The 18,032-nt window shown below is 61.7% G+C and carries 18 protein-coding genes and 1 pseudogene; 9 read left to right on the top strand and 10 right to left on the bottom strand.

Annotated features, from left to right (window positions below; translation table 11 throughout):
• Window positions 1-20 precede the first annotated feature (20 nt).
• Window positions 21-2,255: an OmpA family protein gene (locus tag AC1DOG_RS03580; protein WP_477926846.1), complete on the bottom strand. Its 2,235-nt coding sequence runs from the start codon at window positions 2,253-2,255 to the stop codon at window positions 21-23.
• Between the two features lie 318 nt (window positions 2,256-2,573).
• Between AC1DOG_RS03580 and AC1DOG_RS03575 the strand changes: the two genes are divergently transcribed.
• The 6 genes from AC1DOG_RS03575 to AC1DOG_RS03550 all read left to right on the top strand — a co-directional run bounded on the left by AC1DOG_RS03575 (window position 2,574) and on the right by AC1DOG_RS03550 (window position 7,194).
• Window positions 2,574-3,350: a transporter substrate-binding domain-containing protein gene (locus AC1DOG_RS03575; protein WP_477926845.1), complete on the top strand. Its 777-nt coding sequence runs from the start codon at window positions 2,574-2,576 to the stop codon at window positions 3,348-3,350.
• 108 nt (window positions 3,351-3,458) lie between these two features.
• The gene (locus tag AC1DOG_RS03570; RefSeq protein WP_112941662.1) at window positions 3,459-4,262 is read left to right on the top strand and encodes an ABC transporter permease; all 804 of its coding nucleotides are present in this window, start codon (window positions 3,459-3,461) and stop codon (window positions 4,260-4,262) included.
• Complete coding sequence (locus AC1DOG_RS03565; RefSeq protein WP_477926844.1) at window positions 4,259-5,089, top strand: ABC transporter permease; 831 nt, start codon at window positions 4,259-4,261, stop codon at window positions 5,087-5,089. The genes AC1DOG_RS03570 and AC1DOG_RS03565 overlap by 4 nt, the downstream gene beginning before the upstream one ends.
• A gap of 158 nt (window positions 5,090-5,247) precedes the next feature.
• Window positions 5,248-5,514 carry an usg protein gene (locus AC1DOG_RS03560; RefSeq protein ID WP_018900581.1) on the top strand — a complete coding sequence of 89 codons (267 nt, stop codon included), beginning with the start codon at window positions 5,248-5,250 and terminating at the stop codon, window positions 5,512-5,514.
• Between the two features lie 82 nt (window positions 5,515-5,596).
• Complete coding sequence (locus tag AC1DOG_RS03555; protein ID WP_477926843.1) at window positions 5,597-6,412, top strand: class I SAM-dependent methyltransferase; 816 nt, start codon at window positions 5,597-5,599, stop codon at window positions 6,410-6,412.
• Window positions 6,413-6,507: 95 nt separating this feature from the next.
• Window positions 6,508-7,194, top strand: coding sequence for a glutathione S-transferase family protein (locus AC1DOG_RS03550; protein ID WP_477926842.1), 687 nt, complete (start codon window positions 6,508-6,510; stop codon window positions 7,192-7,194).
• 17 nt (window positions 7,195-7,211) lie between these two features.
• On the opposite strand, the gene AC1DOG_RS03545 is transcribed toward AC1DOG_RS03550, so the two are convergent.
• From AC1DOG_RS03545 to AC1DOG_RS03530, 4 genes are all read right to left on the bottom strand, one after another.
• Complete coding sequence (locus tag AC1DOG_RS03545) at window positions 7,212-8,030, bottom strand: ATP-binding cassette domain-containing protein (RefSeq protein WP_477926841.1); 819 nt, start codon at window positions 8,028-8,030, stop codon at window positions 7,212-7,214.
• 10 nt (window positions 8,031-8,040) lie between these two features.
• On the bottom strand, window positions 8,041-8,889 hold the full coding sequence (locus AC1DOG_RS03540; protein WP_477926840.1) for an ABC transporter permease subunit: 849 nt from the start codon (window positions 8,887-8,889) through the stop codon (window positions 8,041-8,043).
• A 102-nt stretch (window positions 8,890-8,991) separates the two neighbouring features.
• Window positions 8,992-10,167, bottom strand: a complete 1,176-nt coding sequence (ssuD, locus tag AC1DOG_RS03535) for an FMNH2-dependent alkanesulfonate monooxygenase (RefSeq protein ID WP_113199939.1) — start codon at window positions 10,165-10,167, stop codon at window positions 8,992-8,994.
• Between the two features lie 27 nt (window positions 10,168-10,194).
• Window positions 10,195-11,157 (bottom strand): aliphatic sulfonate ABC transporter substrate-binding protein, encoded by a 963-nt coding sequence (locus AC1DOG_RS03530; RefSeq protein WP_477926839.1) that lies wholly within the window; start codon window positions 11,155-11,157, stop codon window positions 10,195-10,197.
• A gap of 259 nt (window positions 11,158-11,416) precedes the next feature.
• On the opposite strand from AC1DOG_RS03530, the gene AC1DOG_RS03525 reads away from it, so the two are divergent.
• Together AC1DOG_RS03525 and AC1DOG_RS03520 are read left to right on the top strand one after the other, a co-directional pair.
• Window positions 11,417-12,286 (top strand): NAD(P)-dependent oxidoreductase, encoded by an 870-nt coding sequence (locus AC1DOG_RS03525; protein ID WP_477926838.1) that lies wholly within the window; start codon window positions 11,417-11,419, stop codon window positions 12,284-12,286.
• Window positions 12,283-12,903: pseudogene (locus AC1DOG_RS03520) on the top strand (DNA alkylation repair protein); the annotation flags it as partial. The gene AC1DOG_RS03525 and the pseudogene AC1DOG_RS03520, both read left to right, overlap by 4 nt.
• An 89-nt stretch (window positions 12,904-12,992) precedes the next feature.
• Here the strand turns inward: AC1DOG_RS03520 and AC1DOG_RS03515 are convergent.
• The 3 genes from AC1DOG_RS03515 to AC1DOG_RS03505 form a co-directional block, all read right to left on the bottom strand.
• Window positions 12,993-13,481, bottom strand: coding sequence for an Lrp/AsnC family transcriptional regulator (locus AC1DOG_RS03515; protein WP_477926837.1), 489 nt, complete (start codon window positions 13,479-13,481; stop codon window positions 12,993-12,995).
• Between the two features lie 66 nt (window positions 13,482-13,547).
• Window positions 13,548-14,183 carry a uracil-DNA glycosylase family protein gene (locus AC1DOG_RS03510; protein ID WP_477926836.1) on the bottom strand — a complete coding sequence of 212 codons (636 nt, stop codon included), beginning with the start codon at window positions 14,181-14,183 and terminating at the stop codon, window positions 13,548-13,550.
• Window positions 14,177-14,716 carry a thermonuclease family protein gene (locus tag AC1DOG_RS03505; protein WP_477926835.1) on the bottom strand — a complete coding sequence of 180 codons (540 nt, stop codon included), beginning with the start codon at window positions 14,714-14,716 and terminating at the stop codon, window positions 14,177-14,179. Before AC1DOG_RS03505 ends, AC1DOG_RS03510 begins: the two co-directional genes overlap by 7 nt.
• A 105-nt stretch (window positions 14,717-14,821) precedes the next feature.
• Between AC1DOG_RS03505 and AC1DOG_RS03500 the strand changes: the two genes are divergently transcribed.
• Window positions 14,822-16,357 carry a sensor histidine kinase gene (locus AC1DOG_RS03500; protein WP_477926834.1) on the top strand — a complete coding sequence of 512 codons (1,536 nt, stop codon included), beginning with the start codon at window positions 14,822-14,824 and terminating at the stop codon, window positions 16,355-16,357.
• Between the two features lie 3 nt (window positions 16,358-16,360).
• Here AC1DOG_RS03500 and AC1DOG_RS03495 read toward each other — a convergent pair whose 3' ends face one another.
• Both AC1DOG_RS03495 and AC1DOG_RS03490 read right to left on the bottom strand, forming a co-directional pair.
• Window positions 16,361-17,422 carry a hypothetical protein gene (locus tag AC1DOG_RS03495; protein WP_477926833.1) on the bottom strand — a complete coding sequence of 354 codons (1,062 nt, stop codon included), beginning with the start codon at window positions 17,420-17,422 and terminating at the stop codon, window positions 16,361-16,363.
• A 105-nt stretch (window positions 17,423-17,527) separates the two neighbouring features.
• A complete protein-coding gene (locus tag AC1DOG_RS03490) occupies window positions 17,528-17,908 on the bottom strand; it encodes a diacylglycerol kinase (protein WP_018900596.1) in 381 nt (126 codons plus the stop codon).
• Window positions 17,909-18,032 lie beyond the last annotated feature (124 nt).

Here is an 18,032-nt window from a genome sequence, read left to right as displayed (position 1 = left end):
GTCGATACTGCCGTGCGCTCTTAGTTGCGCGAGGCCACCGGCCGCACCAGCGCCGTCACGCGGCGAATGGTGACGCGGCGATTTTCCTGCTCCGGTCCCTGCGTGTTGACCTTTAGGTAACGCTCGCCATAGCCCTGCGTCGCCAGGTTTTCCGGCGGGATGCCGTAAACGTCGGTCATCACGTTGGCGACCGATTCCGCGCGCTGGTCCGACAGGATCAGGTTGCTCTGGTCGGAGCCGACAGCATCCGTGTGGCCTTCGATCAGGAAGGTTTCGGTCGGGTCCTTCTTCAGCACCTCGTTGATCGCGTCGGCCACCTTGCGCAGGCTGCGCGCCTGGCTCATCGGGATCTCGGCGCTACCGGTCGCGAACGTTACCGTATCCAAGTCGATACGGCGAACCTTGTCGCGGATACGGGCCGAATACTTCACTTCGTTCAGCGAATAGACACGCTCGACCGGTTCGACAGGCGGCTCGCGCAGGAAGTCGTAATAGTCGCGATTGTCGTCGCTGCTGGTGTCCATGATGTAGTCCTGCAGCGGAATGCGCAGGCGCATCGGCGGCAGATCCGCACCCGGATCCTCGAAGTAATCGCGGTCGGGATTGTCGTAGAGATCAGGCGTGTAATAGAGCACGTGCTCTCGGCCGCGATTGTCGATGCGCGAACGCTGGATGATATCGCCGTAGCGGTTGCGCACGGTCACGATCTGGTAGCCGTCGCGATCGATCGTCTCGCGATACCGGTCACGCGGCAGCTGCTCGTAGATCGGACGCTCGCCGTCGCGCAGGAACCGGCGGTCGTCATCGCCACGAACATAGGTCTGGTTGTTGAACTGGATGATGACGCGGTTGTCGTCACCGCGCTGACCGAAATTCGCGCCATCGGGACGAGCGAATTGCGGGCGCTGGTCCAGACGCTGGCCCTGCTCGGCGGTGATCGCTTCGATCTTGATAGGCGCGGGCTTTGCGGCACCCGGCGCCGCCAACTGCGCATCGGCATCCGACTTGGGCACGCGCACCTGCTGCTCCTGGCCGCGCTGCTTGTCGCGGTCACGGCGCGACTGCACGCCGCCTGAACGATCCGCATCCTTGTCGCTGTCGAGAACGGCCGCACCGTTCTGCACCGGCAGAACCACGGTCTCCGTGCTCTTGCTCGGATCAGCCGCGATTTCCTTGCGGCGCTCGAGTTCCTGCGGTGTCACCTTTTCAGGAGCCGGAATCGGCTGCTCGGTCTGGGCAACGGGTGGCTGACCTGCCGGCGGCTGGCCGGCCTGATCGGCGGGCTGACCGGCTGGTGCGCCCGGCTGGCCCGGAGCAACCTGTTCGCCCTGCTGCTGTGCGGGTGCTTCGCCGGGCTTGGCCTGACCGGGCGCCACCTCGGGCTGCGCTTCGGCCGGCTGCTGAGCCGGAACGGGCGCCTTGCCCGCGGGTGCTTCCTGCGGCTTGGCAGCGTTGTCAGGCGCGGGCTGCTCGGTTGCGGGCGCGGTCTCGGTGGCCGGCTTTTGAGCAGGCTCGGCCTGCGGTGCTTCGGCCGTTGGCTTCTTGTGTGGCTTTGCAGGCTGTTCGCTGCCATCGGCGGCGGCCGGCTTGCCGTTCTTGCGTGGCGGCTTTGCCTGCTCAGGCTGGGCCTGCTCGGCCTGCGGCTGTTCCGCCTGCGGGGCGGCCTGCTCGGCGGGCTGCTGCTGCGGCGCGGCTTCTTCCTGCTGCGGCTGCTGGTCGCGCTTCTTGCGGCGCGGCTGTTCGGCCGGCTGCTCGGCGCTCGGTGCTACCTGCTCCTGCTGCTGTTCGGCGGCGGGCTGCTTCTGGCGGCGCGGCTTTTCAGCGGGCGCTTCCTGCTGGGCGGGCTCGGCTGCCTGCGGTTCAGCGGCTGGCTGTTCTGCTGCCGGCTGGCGCTTTCTCGGCTTCTCGGCAGGCGCTTCGGCCTGCGGCGCTGGTTCGGCCGCAGCCGGTGGAGCCTCGGCCGGTGCTTCCTGCTTGGGTGCCGGCGGCGGTTCTGCCTGCGGTTCAGCGGCCTTCGGCGCTTCGGCTGGTGCCTGCTGCTGCTGTTCCTGTTCCTGCTGCTGGCGCTTCTTCAGCAACTCCTCTTCCGAGGTCGCATCCTGCGCCACCTCGAAGCTGCCCGCAACGGCCCGATGGCCTGCTCCGACCTCTTCGACGCTCGGCGCTGCCGCAAACACGTGCGCCGGAGGCAGCACAAGCGACAGGGACAGAAGCGGAAAGGCCGCGCTGGCAAACAATCTGGATTTCATTCCCATAAGGTTTCCTCGTTCCTTGTTTATTCTTCGCGTTCGCAACGACGTCTCTTTTCGGCACGCAAACAAGCCTTGCTAAACTGAGCACGCCAGGATTCGTTCCATGGTCTTAAGAATTGCCGCATTAACCCGGTATGAATATGACGGTCTGCAAACGTTCAGCTTCGCCATAGTTGCGATGCACAACAACGCGGTGAAAGCAGTTGCAATCCGCGTAAAAAAGGTTTGATTATCGCGGCAAGGCGTTGCAAAGCAGCGTCCTGCTTCATGCCACCAAAAAAACAAAGGGATGGCATGCGGTAACCAACAGAGAGGACTCACATGCATATCTCCACCCGTTTTCTCGCCGCCGCCTCGATCGCCGCGATGTCTCTTTTCGCGGGCTCGGCCATGGCCGATGGCGAGAAGTATGTCATCGGTACGGACTCGACCTACCCGCCCTTCGAATATGTTGACGCAAGCGGCCAGTTCCTCGGCTTCGACATGGACATCGCCCGTGCGCTCTGCACCCAGATGAAGGCAGACTGCACTATCGTCAGCAGCGATTGGGACGGCATCATCCCCGGCCTCAACGCCAAGAAGTTCGACATGATCATCTCGTCGATGTCGATCACGCCGGAGCGTTCGAAGCTCGTCGACTTCACCAACAAGTACTACAACACTCCGCCGGCAGTCGCCGTGCCGAAGGACTCCACCGTCACCGACGTGGAAGGCCTGAAGGGCAAGACGATCGGCGCGCAGACCTCGACCACGCACGCCAACTACGCGGAAAAGCACCTGCCGGACACCGAGTTGAAGCTCTACCCGACGGCTGACGAGTACAAGCTCGACATCTCCAACGGCCGCGTCGATGCCGTCATCGACGACGTCGTCGTTCTGTCGCAGTGGGTCAAGTCGGATGCAGGCGCATGCTGCAAGATCCTCACGACCCTGCCGGTCGACAAGGAAATCAACGGCGTTGGCGCTGGTATCGCAGTTCGCCAGGGCGATCCGCTCCGCGAAAAGCTGAACGCCGCGATCGTGGCGATCCGTGCCGACGGCACCTACAAGAAGATCCAGGACAAGTATTTCGATTTCGACGTCTACGGCGCCGAATAAGCTGTAGTCCTGAAATAAATGCGATGGCGGGAGGCTTGCCCTTCCGCCATTTTTGTTTGACAAAGAGTGCAATATCAAGGCGGCAAAAGCCGCGAGGGGAAACTTGGCATGGGCGGATTGTCCTCCGCACTGGGTTCGCTCTGGACCTGGATTGGATATGTGTTTGACCCGCTATGCGGACCCGTCGGCATTTTCACATGGCTCGGCCAATCGACGATTCTGGCCTGTGGCGACACCGGCTGGGGCGATGAGATCGCCGCCGGCCTGAAGGTCACGGTCGCCGTCGCCCTCGTGACGCTGCCGATCGGCCTGTTGATCGGTTTCATGGTGGCGCTTGGCCAGCAATCGGAAGAAAAGGCGGTACGCCTTGCCGCCGGCATCTACACCACCATCTTCCGCGGCCTGCCCGAACTGCTGACGCTGTTCATCATCTATTACGGCATGCAGATCCTGCTCCAGTCGCTGCTCGCCTGGGTCGGTTATGACGGCCGCGTCGAGATCAACGCCTTCGTATCCGGCGTCATCGCTCTGTCCGTCGTGTTCTCGTCCTATTGTTCTGAAGTGCTCCTGTCGGCCTTCCGCGCCATCCCCAAGGGCCAATACGAAGCCGGCGACGCGCTTGGCCTGCATCGCGGCCGCACGATGGTGCTGATCATCCTGCCGCAGCTGGTGCGCATCGCCCTTCCCGGCCTCGTCAATCTCTGGATGATCCTGCTCAAGGACACGTCCTACGTCTCGATCATCGGCCTCGCCGACGTGCTGCGCCAGACGGGCGTGGCGGTGAAGGTCACCAAGGAGGCGTTTCTGTTTTACACGCTGGCCTGCGGCATCTATCTCGGGCTAGCCATCATTTCCTCGTTCGGCCTGCGCTACATCGAACGTTGGGCGAAGCGCTCGGAGATTAGCCGATGAGCCACGCAGAGGTCCTGATCCCCCCGCAGCCGGCCCCGAAAAACCTCGCCAAGCCGCTGACACTCGCCCGCGTCATGGGCTGCCTCGTGGTTGGCCTGTGGATCATTCTTGCCATCGCCCTGATCGGCATGATCATCGAGGGCTGGGATGTCGAGAAATTCACGCGCTACGGCCCGCGCTATCTGCACGGATTGATGACCACGATCGTGCTGGTTGCCGTCTCCGTCGTCTGCGGCGCCGTCCTCTCCGTTCCGCTCGCCTTCGCCCGCATGTCGAAGAACAAGGTCATCAACGGCCTCGCCTTCTGCTACGTCTACGTCTTCCGCGGCACGCCGCTGCTCGCCCAGCTCTTCTTGATCTATTACGGCCTCGGCCAGTTTAGACCGCAGCTGGAAGCCGTGGGCCTCTGGTGGTTCTTCCGCGACGCCTGGTATTGCGGCCTGTTCTCCATGACCATCAACACCGCCGCCTATCAGGCCGAAATTCTGCGCGGCGCCATCGAGAGCGTACCGCGCGGCCAGCATGAAGCAGCCTCCTCGCTCGGCATCCACAAGATCATCGCCTTCCGCAAGATCGTGCTCCCGCAAGCGCTGATCGTCGCGCTGCGCCCCTATGGCAACGAGATCATTCTCCTGATCAAGGGATCGGCCGTCGTCGCCATCATCACCGTGCTCGATCTGATGGGCGAGACGCGCTACGCCTTCTCGCGCACCTTCGACTACCAGACCTATCTGTGGGCGGCGATCTTCTATCTCGCCATGGTCGAAAGCCTGAGGCATCTGTGGAACTGGATCGAGCGCCGCCTCACCCGCCACCTGAAACGATAGGTACCTTGGCAGCACTCTCGATAGAGAGCTGCCAAGCTATTGAAAATAAATAATGATATCCATTTTCTTGTAGCCTTTCGGCAAGCTTCGCGTAACCATGTCATGTTCTCATTTAAACGGACGCTAATAAGCGCCGAATGGGAACAGCGAGGCATCAAATGCACAAGGACATGGAAAGACAGCTTCAGGGTTACGGCCTAACGACGGCCCAGATCCTCTACCGCATGCCGGATCATCACGCGATCCTGCAGACCTACATCTGGCAGGATTACGATCTTGCGCCCGACTTTCCCGAAATGCGCGGCTTCCTGAAGTTCTGGCAGGAGACGCTGGACGGACCGCTGCACTCGGTGCGCTACATTCACCGCAAGCTGATCTCGGCCACGGAATGGCGCGCGCTGAAAGGTGAGTTCATCATCAACTGAGCTGCCGCCATCAACGTCACCATTGCAAAACCGGGCCGCTCGCCTTAGAGGCAGGGCAACAAACGAACGATGGTGAGCAGACATGGCCCAGAAGATCGACGAAGAGGCACTCGCGGAAGCCTATAACCGCGCCCTTTCCCTGGAAAAGGCCGGCGATGTCGATGCCGCCGTGAAGGCCTATGAGGAAGTCCTGGCGATCGACCCCGACGATCACGGTGGTGCCGCCGTCCGCATCGCCGCCATGGGTCGTGGCGAGACTCCCGCCAAGGCGCCAGACGCCTATGTCGAGACGCTCTTTGACCAGCACGCAGAAGTCTTCGAGGACGTTCTCGTCGAGCAGCTCGGCTATCACGTCCCTGTGCTGGTGCGCCAGCGCCTACAGGCGCTGAACCTCGGCCCCTTCAAGCGCCTGCTCGATCTCGGCTGCGGAACGGGTCTCACCGGAGGCACGCTGCGTGATCTCTGCGAGGAGATGACCGGCATCGACCTGTCGGAAAACATGGTCGAGATCGCCCATGAGAAAGATCTTTACGAGACGCTGTTCGTCGCCGAGGTCGAGGACTTTCTCGACGACAATGACGAAGACCCCTTCGACATCATCACCGCCACCGACGTCCTGCCCTATCTGGGCGGTCTCGAACCGCTGTTCTTCGGCGCCGCCGAGAACCTGACACCGGGCGGCCTCTTCATCTTCTCCTCGGAAACCCTGCCGGAGGAGAAACTCGCCGGCCGCGCCTACATGGTCGGCCCGCACCAGCGCTTCGCGCATTCCGAGGCCTATGTCCGCGAACGCCTCGACGCCACCGGCTTCGAGCTGATCGAGATCACCAACATCAACGTCCGCATGGAAGAAGGCCAGCCGACGCCGGGACATTTGGTGATCGCGAAGCTGCGCTAAAGCGCCCGCAGACGGATAATCGCTTGCCGCTTACATGACGACATGCTGATATCGCGCCATTCGACATCCCGCAATGGCGCGAAGGATCCGTTCTCATGACACTCATCCTGCATCAGCATCCGCTTGCCTCCTTCTGCCACAAGGTGCTGATCGCGTTTTACGAAAGCGGCACGCCGTTCGAGCGCGTGCTCGTCAATCTCGGCGACGAAGCCTCGCGCACGGCTTTTCTGGCACTCTCGCCGCTCGGCAAAATGCCGGCGCTCGAGGATAAAAGCCGCGGGCGCACCGTTTTCGAGACCTCCATCATCATCGAATACCTCGACCGCTATCATCCCGGCAGCGCGCGGCTGATCCCAGAGGATTTCGACGCGGCGCTGGATGTGCGTTTATGGGACCGGTTCTTCGATCATTACATTCAAGAGCCGATGCAACAGATCGTCAGCGAGCGCATGCGCGCCGATGGAAGTGAGGCTAGGGCGGAAGAAGCACGTCAGGCGCTGAAGCGTGCCTATGCGGTGATCGAGCGCAAGCTTGCGATCGACGGCTGGATCACGGGAGAGAGCTTCACCATGGCCGATTGCGCCGCCGCACCCGGCCTGTTCTACGCCGAGACGCTGGTGCCCTACGGCAGCGACTTGCCCAAGCTGGCAGCCTACCACGCGCGCCTGATGGAGCGCCGGTCAGTTGCCAGGGTGCTCGAGGAAGCCATGCCCTATTTCAAGTATTATCCCTACAAGGAAAACCTGCCCGCCCGTTTCAAGCCAAGCGACAGCGAAGCCTGAAACGCACCCGTCACCGATCAGTGACCGCCATCTGTTCCGAGAATGGCCGATAGCAGCCGCCCCTCGAGTTCCGCCAAATCAGCATTGCCGTGACGGCGCGGATGCGGATAGGGAATGGCGAGGTCGAGCGATACCCTGCCCTCGTCGAGCACAATCACCCGGTCCGCCAGATGCACGGCCTCGCTGACATCATGCGTCACCAGCACGGCGGTAAAGCCAAGCTCGCGCCAGACCCGCGCCAAGAGCTCCTGCATGCTGATCCTGGTCAGCGCATCGAGCGCGCCGAGCGGCTCGTCCAGCGCCAAGACACCCGGACGGCTCACCAGTGCGCGGGCAAGTGCCACGCGCTGCCGCTGTCCGCCAGAAAGCCGCGCCGGCCACTCGCCGGCCTTCTCCGCCAGCTGCACTTCCGAAAGCACCGCCTCGACCTCCCGCGCCGCCACCCGCCGGTCGACCTTGTCGCCAAGCCCGACCGCGACGTTGTCGGCAACATCAAGCCATGGCAGCAGCCTCGGCTCCTGGAAGACGATACGCGCATTGGCCTCGCCGCCATCAGGCGTATCGAAGGTCAGCTCTCCCGACGTCAGCTCGTCCAGGCCCATGAGAGTGCGCAAAAGCGTGCTCTTGCCGCAGCCACTCTTGCCGATCACGGCGACGAACTGCCCGGCCGGGATGTGCAGGTTGATCCCCCTGAGCACCCTGTTGGCGCCAAAGCTCTTCTCCAACCCTTTCAGGGTGATCGCGGCGGCACCGCTGCGCGCGGGCCTATGCGCGTCGTGCGTATATTCCGGAGCGTCGGCGGCGCCCTGGAAGCGCTCATGTGCGATAAGGGTCATGGCCTCACTCCTACTTCTGATAGACCGGGTTCCACCTGAGCGCCCGGCGCTCGAGCGAACGGGCCACGACGTCGGCGAGCTTGCCGAGTACCGCGTAGATGACCAGCGCCAGCACGACGACATCGGTCATCATGAATTCGCGGGCATTGTTGGCCATGTGGCCAATCCCTGACGACGCGGCGATCGATTCCGAGACGATCAGCGTCAGCCACATGATGCCAAGCGCATAGCGCAGCCCGACGAAGATCGACGGAAGTGCGCCGGGAAAGACCACCTTTCGAAACAGCGTCCAGTTGCTCATCCCATAGACCCGGCCCATTTCGATCAGATCGCGATCGACATTGCGCACGCCGTGATAGGTGTTGAGATAGACGGGAAACAGCACGCCGAGCGAGGTCAGGAACAGCTTCGATTCCTCGCCGATCCCGAACCACAGGATGACGAGCGGGATCATCGCCAGGTGCGGGATGGTGCGCAGCATCTGCAGGGTCGTATCGGTCAGCTGTTCGGAAAGCTTCGAGACGCCATTGGCGATCCCCAGCAGAAAGCCGATCGCCCCGCCAACGACGAGCCCGGCAAAGGCGCGGCCAGCGCTGACGAGAATATCATGCGGCAACTGCCCTGAGAGCGTCGTCGACCAGAAGGCCACGGCGACGTCGGCCGGCGACGGCATGATGCGCGACGAGATCCAACCTAAAGAACAGCCAAGCTGCCATGCCGCGATGATGGCAAGCGGCACCAGATAGGGCAGCAACCGATCGCGCCCCGGTACCGGCAGCCGGAAAGCTGGCTTCGGAGCCGTCCTGCCCGCTGTCCGCTCCGTCAGCGCGCGGCCGATCGGCGTATCGAATGTCGACATCGAGTTCTTCCTCGCCTCTGTGTCGCCACGGCCTCAAGCCCGCTGGCAGACATGCATCCGTTGAAGCGCTGCCCGCGCGTGGCCGGCAGCGCATCCGTTCGATCAGGATCCGGAGACCACCTTGAGATTGCCGCCATGGCTGCCACCAGCGAAGACCTGGCGTTTGCCGAAGTCGCTGTCGAAACCGTGGCGCTGCTCCTTGCGGGTGATGCCGAGTTCCGGAAACAGCAGTTCGGCGACGCGATAGGCCTCTTCCAGATGCGGGTAGCCGGAGCCGATCACCGTATCGATGCCGACATCCTGATATTCGCGCAGCCGGGCGGCCACCGTCTTAGGCGAGCCGACCAGAGCCGTGCCTGCGCCGGCGCGCACCAGCCCGACACCCGCCCAGAGGTTGGGCGACACTTCGAGCTTGTCGCGGCGGCCACCATGCAGCGCCGCCATGCGCTTCTGGCCGACGGAATCGGACTCGTTGACGAAGCGCTGCTGCGCCTCCTGGATCGTCTCGTCGTCGAGCTTGGAGATCAGCCGGTCGGCCGCGGCCCAGGCCTCCTCGTCGGTTTCGCGCACGATGAAATGCAAGCGGATGCCGAAGCTGACCTCGCGGCCCTTCTCTGCAGCGGCGGCACGCACCTTCTGAACCTTCTCTGCCACCTGCGCCGGCGGCTCGCCCCATGTCAGGTACTTGTCGACGCGCCCGACCGAGAAATCGATACCGGCATCCGAGGAGCCACCGAAATAGAGCGGAGGGCGCGGGTTCTGCACGGAGGGGAAACCGAGGCGCGCATTGGTCGCCTTGATGTACTTGCCGTCATAGCTGGCGACACCCTTCTCCAGCAGTTCCTCGAACACCGTGAAGAACTCGTCGGCATGGGCGTAGCGTTCGTCGTGCGCCAGCGTGATGCCATCGCCGGCAAGCTCGCCCGGACTGCCGCCCACGACGATATTGAGCAGCAGACGACCGTTCGAGATGCGGTCGAGCGTCGTCGTCAACCGCGCGTAATAGGCGGGCGATGCCGTGCCGGGGCGGATGGCGACGAGGAACTGCAGCTTTTCCGTCTTGGTCGCAAGTGCCGCCGCCGTCACGAAAGATTCCTCGCAGGAGACCCCGGTGGGAAGAAGCACGCCGGAATAGCCGAGACGATCGGCGGCTTGAGCGATCTGCGTGAGATAGTCGAACTCCGGCGCGCGGTTCAGATCGTTGGAGCCGAGATAGGCGCCGTCGCCCGATGTCGGGATGAACCAGAGAAAATTGATGGGATCGTGCTTATTGCTCATGGAAATGATCCTTGTATGGAAGACGGCTTAGCTTGCGGGATGCCAGATGGCATTGCTGACGGTGAGCTGCTTCGGCACGATGCCGAGATTGTAGAACTCGTCGGCCAGCGCCTGCTGGTATGCGGCCGCGTCGTCGCTGATCGTCGACACACCGCCGAGATCGGCGCCCGCCCGTGTCAGCGTCACGCGGGTGATATCGACGGGAACGCCTGTTATCTCCGAGAGCTCCTTGATCGTATCGTCGAGCTTGCCCTGCGCGGACCGGCCGACCTTGGCGAGTTCATCGATCACATCGCTGACGACCTGACCGTTCGCATCGGTGAAACCGGCATTGGCAAGGAAGTAGCTGTAGGACGGCACGATCCCCTCGGCGGTGGACAGGATGCGCGTCTGCGGGTCGGCCTCGACAATGGCGAGATAGGGATCCCAGATAGACCATGCGTCGATGCTGCCGTTCTTGAAGGCAGCGGCCGCGTCCGGCGGCGACAGGTCGATAGGCTCGACGTCGTCAATCTTAAGGCCGGCCTTGCGCAGGATCTTGACGGTCACGTTATGGGCGCTCGATCCACGCTTGAAGGCGACCTTCTTGCCCTTCAGGTCCTCGACCGTCTTGATATCGGAATCCTTGCGCACGACGATCGCCGAGCCGGCGGCGCTGCCGCGATAGGTGCCGACATAATAGAGCTGGCCGCCGGCCGCCTGCGCGAATAGCGGCGGCACATCGCCCGTTGCCCCGAAATCGAGCGCGCCGGCCCCCAGCGCTTCCAGCAGTGGCGGCCCCGAGGTGAATTCGGACCAGCTGACGGTGATGCCCTTGTCGGCAAGCCGCTTTTCCAGCGCGCCGCTGCGCTTGGCGAGCGCCAGCACGCCATTCTTCTGCCAGCCGATGCGAAACTCGGTGGCGGCGGCGCGCGCCGGCCGGATGGCAGGCAGTATGGCGGTTGCTGCAGCGGCCCCAAGAAGACCCAGTGTCTGTCGACGAGAAATCATAGCCGTCCCCTTTCGATCAGCGTGTTCGGATCCGATCTCCGAAGCCGCTGTGTTTGCGATGGGGAAATTCTGCTGAAATCTATAAATTAGATCGACAATTATGTTTGTGATTTTAGGCCCGCTCGAAATTATCCTGACCCGATTTCGGGCCTTGAGCGGAATTTTGTTCCAAGCCGAACGCCTCGCATCATTTCGGCGGCTTTTCGCCCCGGCCTATTTGGGCTACTCCTCAAGCACGCATTCATGAAAGGATAGGTACATGGCAAAAGTCGCATTCATCGGTCTCGGCGTCATGGGTTTTCCCATGGCAGGTCATCTGAAGGTGAAAGGCGGCCATGATGTCACTGTCTATAACCGCACCGCCGCCAAGTCGGCCGCCTGGGCCGAGAAATTCGGCGGCAAGTCGGCCCCGACGCCGGCCGAAGCCGCACGCGACGCCGATTTCGTCTTCACTTGCGTCGGCAATGACGACGATCTCCGCTCGGTGACTTCAGGCAGGGACGGCGCTCTGCAGACGATGAAGGCAGGCGCGATCCTGATCGACAACACCACCGCCAGCGCCGATGTCGCCCGCGAACTCTACGCCGCCGCCAAGGAAAAGGGCGTGGGCTTCATCGACGCTCCCGTGTCGGGTGGACAGGCCGGCGCAGAGAATGGCGTTTTGACTGTCATGTGCGGTGCCGAGGACGCCGTCTATGAGAAGGCCAAGCCCGTGATCGACGCATTCGCCCGCATGGTCGGGCTGATGGGCGCGCCGGGTGCCGGCCAGCTCACCAAGATGATCAACCAGATCTGCATCGCCGGCATTGTCCAGGGCCTCGCCGAGGGCATCCATTTCGGCAAGCGCGCCGGTCTCGATATCGAGAAGGTCGTCGACGTCATTTCCAAGGGTGCGGCCGGCTCCTGGCAGATGGAAAACCGCCACAAGACCATGAACGAAGGCAAGTACGACTTCGGCTTCGCCATCGACTGGATGCGCAAGGATCTCGGCATCGTTCTCGACGAAGCCCGCAACAACGGCGCCAAGCTGCCCCTCACCGCCCTCGTCGATCAGTTCTACGGCGACGTCCAGGCCATGGGCGGCAATCGTTGGGACACGTCCTCGCTGCTCGCCCGCCTCGAAAAATGATCGCCCCCTCCTCCAGCGCAGCGGAACTGATCGCGCATCTGCGCACGTTGCGCTCGGAGGAAGCGATATCAGGAATGCGCCGTTTCGGCATCGTGACCGATACGGCGCTTGGCATCTCCAACCCGGCCATGCAGGCGATCGCCCGCAGGGTGAAGAAAGACCACGCGCGGGCGTTGGAACTTTGGAAAAGCGATATCAGGGAAGCGCGCCTGCTCGCGCTTTACACGGCCGACCCGAAGCAGTTGACGGAGACCCAGTCCCGAAAATGGGCCTATGACTTCCGCTCCTGGGAGATCGTCGATACCGCAGCCGACCTCTTCATCAAGGCAAGGCTGCTCTCGCTAATCCCGGATATGGCGGCGGATGATCGCGAATTCGTCCGCCGCACCGCCTTTGCGATGATCGCCAGCGCCGCCGTTCACATGAAGACGGAGCCGGACGAAACGCTGATCGCCCTTCTGCCGCTCATCGAACGCCACGCCACCGATCCACGCAACTTCGTGCGCAAGGCCGTCAACTGGGCGCTCCGCAACATCGGCAAGCGCAACCAGCATTGCCACGCCCTTGCGTTGACGCTGGCGGAACGGCTGGCCACCGACGCGGACAAGACCTCCCGATGAATCGGCAAGGATGCGGCAAGGGAACTGACGAGCGAGAAAATTCTCGCCCGCGTTCAGAAGAAGGGCTCAGTCCTCTAGGGCTGAACTCAGTCCTCGTTAGACTTCGATGTGTCGAGGAGCATGTAGTCTAGCGGCAGCTGCGTCGAATACTTGATCTGCTCCATCGCGAAAGCCGACGAGACGTCGCGGATTTCGATCTTGGCGATCATCCGCTTGTAGAAGGCGTCATAGGCCGCGATATCGGGCACCACGACGCGCAGCAGGTAATCCACGTCGCCGCTCATCCGGTAGAACTCGACGACCTCAGGGAAGTCCGCCACCACTTCCGAAAACCGCCGCAGCCATTCGATCGAATGCGTCGCGGTGCGGATGGAAACGAAAACCGTGACCTTGGTGTTGACCTTCTCGGGATCGAGGATGGCAACACGACGCTTGATAACGCCGTCTTCTTCCATTTTCTGGATACGGCGCCAGCAAGGGGTCGTGGAAAGACCGACCTTCTTTGCGAGATCGGCAACCGCCAATGTGGAATCTTCCTGCAAAAGGCGCAGAATCTTGCGGTCTAGACGGTCCATTTACCCCACCCCTACGAATTATTTTCTATGTATAGCGCGATTCCGGCCAGTTGAAAGAAATTTGTTTCAGTTCACAAGCATTGTGATGCGTGCCCTCAAGGCCGGCAGCAATTCCTCTTCGAACCATGGGTTGCGCCTGATCCAGCCCGTGTTGCGCCAACTTGGATGCGGGAGCGGCAGGATGGCCGGCGATCGATTGGCAAACAGGATCTCCCGCCATGCCTGCACGGTCTCGGTCACGCTGCCGCGTCGTTCGTTGCCCAGATGCCAGGCCTGCGCATATTGCCCGATCACCAGCACCAGTTCGATCTGCGGCATGGCCGCGATCACGCGCGAGCGCCAGCGCGGCGCGCACTCCCGCCGAGGCGGCAGATCGCTGCCCTTGGCGTCATAACCCGGAAAACAGAAACCCATCGGCACGATGGCGAAGCGGTCGCGATCGTAGAATGTGTCGCGATCGACCTGCAGCCATTCGCGCAGCCGGTCGCCCGATGCATCGTTGAAGGGAATGCCGCTCTCATGCACCTTCAGCCCCGGCGCCTGTCCCGCGATCAGTATCCTCGCCTTGGTCGAAATCACCGCCACCGGCCGCGGCTCATGCGGCAGCCGATGCTCTGGCCCGCGCAGCGGCGCGTCACGACAGATCCGGCAGGCCGCGATCGCCTCGCGCATCTCCTCCAGCCCATCAGCCTCCCCTACCATCCGAAAAACCCTCTGACGCCGCCCGCGCGTTCGGTATCCTGCCTGTGATCGCGGAAGTCACGCGGCCTTTCGAAAGCACCTGCCCAAAGACCGACCTTCTCCGAGCGCGCCTCAGCCTCCTCGTCACCATAAGCGCCATAGGAAACCGCCATGCCCCGCCGCACCATCATAGCGTTGATATCCACACCGCCCGCATGACACACGACGAGCAGCCGCTGAAAACGATCCCTCTCGGTTCCCACGCAGCGCGCATCATCGACGGCGATAAGGCTCTGCAGCAGCCGCTTGGCCTCCTGCCCGCACGGCCACCGCGCCCCACCACGATCGCAGGTCTGCGCAAGCTCGGGCGCATCTATCCCCTTCAACCGCATCCTCTCGTCACCGATCGCAAGGCTGTCGCCGTCGGCGACGTGGAAGCGGCCGGAGTGGGAAATCTCGGGGATATCGTTCAGCTTGGCCGCGATCAGCCAGATGAACGCAAGCAGCGCAAAGGCCGTCACACCGTCACGAACGGTTCTGAAACCCCGCGTCACGGTTTCGCCTCCTTCAAAAACAAACCCTTGGGAAAATTGGCAAACAACTTCTTAATATTTGAGCCCTAGTGTGCAAGCATCCGCAGATCAAGCGTCACGTGTATAATGAGTAACGGCGTAAGCACATCGACAGATAAGAATATCGTCGACAAATCACGGAGTCACCGCAACAAGCCCGTCGCAAAGGCTGTGCGGGTGACGCGTGAGCGCCTGCAATCGAGCCATGCGCCAAGCGGCGCCTTCGATCGCGATGTGCTGAACCTCTATATCAATGCAGTGCTTCAGGGCGCCTCGATCATCCCGCTGTTCGTGATCATCATCGCGATCCTCGGCATCTATTTCACCGGCGACACCCAGATCGTGCTCTGGGCCATACTCACGCTGACGGCCCATGCCGCCAACGTGTTTCTCGCGCGCCGCGCCCGCAAGCGCGAGATGACGGCGATCCGCACCCGCAAATGGCGCCGCCTGCTGCTGCTCGGCCAGTTCCTGATCGGCTGCTGCTGGGCCTATTTCGCCATTCAGGACTGCGCCGCCTGCGAGCCGGCCAACCTCGTACTCTACAAGGGCGCAACGCTTCTGATCGCGCTGTCGCTGACGGCCATGTGGAACTACATGCTGACGCTGTGCGTGCTGGTGACCTTCTCGCCGGTCGTCTTCGCACTCGTCGCCAAATCCGGCATTTCCCGCGAGCTCCTTGAGATCAGCCTGACCGCGACGCTGACCACGACGGTCATCTTCTTTCACTATATCAGCGACCGCCTCTTCCGGCAGAACCTGCGCATCCTCTCCTACCAGGTGGAAAAAGACGACCTGATCGCAGAACTCGAAGTCGCCAAGTCCATGTCGGACGAAGCCCGCCGCCGGGCCGAGGAAGCAAACCTCGCCAAGTCCCGCTTCCTCGCTTCCATGTCGCACGAGCTCAGAACGCCGCTTAACGCCATCCTCGGCTTCTCCGAGGTCATGTCGGCGGAAGTCATGGGACCGCTGAACAACCCGACCTACAAGGAATATACGAGCGACATCCACCGCTCGGGTCAGCACCTGTTGAACCTGATCAACGAAATCCTCGACCTCTCCCGCATCGAGGCCGGAAAGTACGAGCTCAGCGAAGAAGCGATCTCGCTGCTGGACATCTCCGAAGACTGCATCGGCATGGTGCAGCTGCGCGCCCGCGGCAAGAACATCACCATTTCGCAGCAATTCGAGCTCGAACTACCGGCAGTCTGGGCCGACGAGAAATCGATGCGTCAGGTGATCCTTAATCTCCTGTCCAACGCCGTGAAATTCACCCCACAGGGCGGCGAGATCATGGTCAAGGTCGGCTGGACGGCCGGCGGCGGCCAGTACATCTCGATCAAGGACAATGGACCGGGCATCCCCGAAGACGAAATCCCGGTCGTCCTTTCCGCCTTCGGCCAGGGCTCCATCGCCATCAAGAGCGCCGAACAGGGCACCGGCCTCGGCCTGCCGATCGTTCAGGCGATCCTCGCCAAGCACGACGGCCAGTTCATTCTGAAATCCAAGCTGCGCGAAGGCACCGAAGTCATCGCCATCCTGCCGGCACGACGCGTGCTGCAATCGGTTCCGGCCGTCGAGGATGCCCAGGCGGTCTCCCGCAAGCGCCGCAGCTTCGCTTGATAGCTACTTCACGATTTGCAGAAAATCGCTGTCCACCTCAAAATCTTGTAGATCGTTGTTCGCGCTCACAGGATTGGTTAGAGCCATAAGTCGCGATTTATAATTGTAATTCAATTGCACTGCCTTGCGGCAGGCGCCGAGCACCGCGATACGGGCCTGATGAAGCTCGGGGGCCGGCGCACCCGAAAGCAACAGCGCATGGTGCTTCTGGCCATAGGCCGCGGCCATAAGGTACCAGTACTGCGCTATTCCCCCGGCGGGGGTGCCCGCAAGCGTATTGCCAATGTCGATGGCCTTGCGATAGCCATCGTCCTCGTAGAGCAGGTTCAATATGACTTCCAAGCTATCGTCTATCGATATTTCCGACGCCGTCGACGTGTACTTCATCGCTGGATTCTTTCTCGCTTCCGCCAAATTTGCTGCTGCCTCTCGGACCTTTGGCGCGCCATCCTCGAGTGGAAGGCCGCCGAGCGAAAGAACTCTCTCAGCATATTGGAAAAGCGGCGAAAGATAGATGCGAGTGTATAGATAGAAGAAGATGAACCCGGTCACCAATCCGGACATAAGCAGGAAAGGTGCGACAGCCGGCAACGTTGATGCGCCATTGCCGGCAACGGTCATTCTTTCGTTCAGAAAATCGCTGAAGCTTAATAGGCGGTCGTCCAACGACCCGATTTGAGTCAGACCCACGCCAACCAGCATCGTTGTCAGCCACTCGGAGACGCGTTCCAGGTTGGTATTCGAACTCAAGAGCCGCTCGCTTCTCACCACGCCTTTCAAATCAGAATCAACAGGAGCGCCTGTCGCTGCGGCCGCATTGTCTTTCGTCATTATCCGGGGCACAGAGAAAAGAAATCCGAAGAATGCACCGCTTGATACGCTGGCAAGCACAATGATCCCGCCGACCCCCGTGGCGGCAGCCCCGCCACTTCTCTGAGAGAGCAGCACGAAGAGAAGGACCATTACGATCGAAGCAACCGCTCCGACAAGCAGCCAGAAAGCATGCTGGCTTCTGCTAATCGCCTCTTGGCGCCAGCCGAACCTTAGAGTCCGAAAATTGATCATTGCGGTCCTCCACCTCCGAGAATGGAGATGGTAACCACAAAGCAAAAACATCTTCAAGATGCAATTTATGACAACGCAACCATTGGGAGTACTTGGTTGCAGCCTTCAGCCAAACATCAAATGCTTGCCGATGGTAAACAGCATGAAGATGCCGCAAGCCGTCAGCATGCAGAGAACGGCGAATGAGCCGAGATCCTTGGCATGCTTGCCGACGCTTGAGATCTCCGGCGAGATACGGTCGATGACTTCCTCGATCGCGGTGTTGAGCGCCTCGATGGCGAAGACGATCAGGAACAGGACGACTGCGATCATCAGCTCGACAAGCGTCGCGCCCACCGCCAAAAGCAGGATCAGTGCGACGGCGGCGAAGAGTAGCTCCTGCCGGAACGCGGCCTCCTTGATCAGTCGCTTGAAGCCGCCGAGCGAGTAGCTGGCAGCAGCAAAGAAGTGGCTGATGCCGGTGAGTTTGGTCACGGCAGGTTTCATCAGGCGTCCTCGTCGTCAGGTAGATGGCGGCAATGCCTGCCGCTTCATATCAGAAAAATGCGAATAGCGTGTACACGCTCGCCTCGCAAGGCATCTGTCATAAACCTGTCACGAACCTGAACGC

This window comes from Rhizobium sp. 01N48 (genome assembly GCF_056399145.1).
Note: the sequence above shows the minus strand (reverse complement) of the source record. Positions and strands in the feature narration are given on the sequence as shown.

What these genes read in the sequence shown, in the direction of transcription:
- AC1DOG_RS03560 (WP_018900581.1), top strand. Translation starts at nt 5,248, where the DNA reads ATGCACAAGGACATGGAAAGACAGCTTCAGGGTTACGGCCTAACGACG.
- AC1DOG_RS03510 (WP_477926836.1), bottom strand. Translation starts at nt 14,183, where the DNA reads ATGGTAGGGGAGGCTGATGGGCTGGAGGAGATGCGCGAGGCGATCGCG.
- AC1DOG_RS03490 (WP_018900596.1), bottom strand. Translation starts at nt 17,908, where the DNA reads ATGAAACCTGCCGTGACCAAACTCACCGGCATCAGCCACTTCTTTGCT.
- AC1DOG_RS03555 (WP_477926843.1), top strand. Translation starts at nt 5,597, where the DNA reads ATGGCCCAGAAGATCGACGAAGAGGCACTCGCGGAAGCCTATAACCGC.
- AC1DOG_RS03515 (WP_477926837.1), bottom strand. Translation starts at nt 13,481, where the DNA reads ATGGACCGTCTAGACCGCAAGATTCTGCGCCTTTTGCAGGAAGATTCC.
- AC1DOG_RS03575 (WP_477926845.1), top strand. Translation starts at nt 2,574, where the DNA reads ATGCATATCTCCACCCGTTTTCTCGCCGCCGCCTCGATCGCCGCGATG.
- AC1DOG_RS03545 (WP_477926841.1), bottom strand. Translation starts at nt 8,030, where the DNA reads ATGACCCTTATCGCACATGAGCGCTTCCAGGGCGCCGCCGACGCTCCG.
- AC1DOG_RS03495 (WP_477926833.1), bottom strand. Translation starts at nt 17,422, where the DNA reads ATGATCAATTTTCGGACTCTAAGGTTCGGCTGGCGCCAAGAGGCGATT.
- AC1DOG_RS03550 (WP_477926842.1), top strand. Translation starts at nt 6,508, where the DNA reads ATGACACTCATCCTGCATCAGCATCCGCTTGCCTCCTTCTGCCACAAG.
- AC1DOG_RS03580 (WP_477926846.1), bottom strand. Translation starts at nt 2,255, where the DNA reads ATGGGAATGAAATCCAGATTGTTTGCCAGCGCGGCCTTTCCGCTTCTG.
- AC1DOG_RS03530 (WP_477926839.1), bottom strand. Translation starts at nt 11,157, where the DNA reads ATGATTTCTCGTCGACAGACACTGGGTCTTCTTGGGGCCGCTGCAGCA.
- AC1DOG_RS03540 (WP_477926840.1), bottom strand. Translation starts at nt 8,889, where the DNA reads ATGTCGACATTCGATACGCCGATCGGCCGCGCGCTGACGGAGCGGACA.
- AC1DOG_RS03525 (WP_477926838.1), top strand. Translation starts at nt 11,417, where the DNA reads ATGGCAAAAGTCGCATTCATCGGTCTCGGCGTCATGGGTTTTCCCATG.
- AC1DOG_RS03570 (WP_112941662.1), top strand. Translation starts at nt 3,459, where the DNA reads ATGGGCGGATTGTCCTCCGCACTGGGTTCGCTCTGGACCTGGATTGGA.
- AC1DOG_RS03500 (WP_477926834.1), top strand. Translation starts at nt 14,822, where the DNA reads ATGAGTAACGGCGTAAGCACATCGACAGATAAGAATATCGTCGACAAA.
- ssuD (WP_113199939.1), bottom strand. Translation starts at nt 10,167, where the DNA reads ATGAGCAATAAGCACGATCCCATCAATTTTCTCTGGTTCATCCCGACA.
- AC1DOG_RS03565 (WP_477926844.1), top strand. Translation starts at nt 4,259, where the DNA reads ATGAGCCACGCAGAGGTCCTGATCCCCCCGCAGCCGGCCCCGAAAAAC.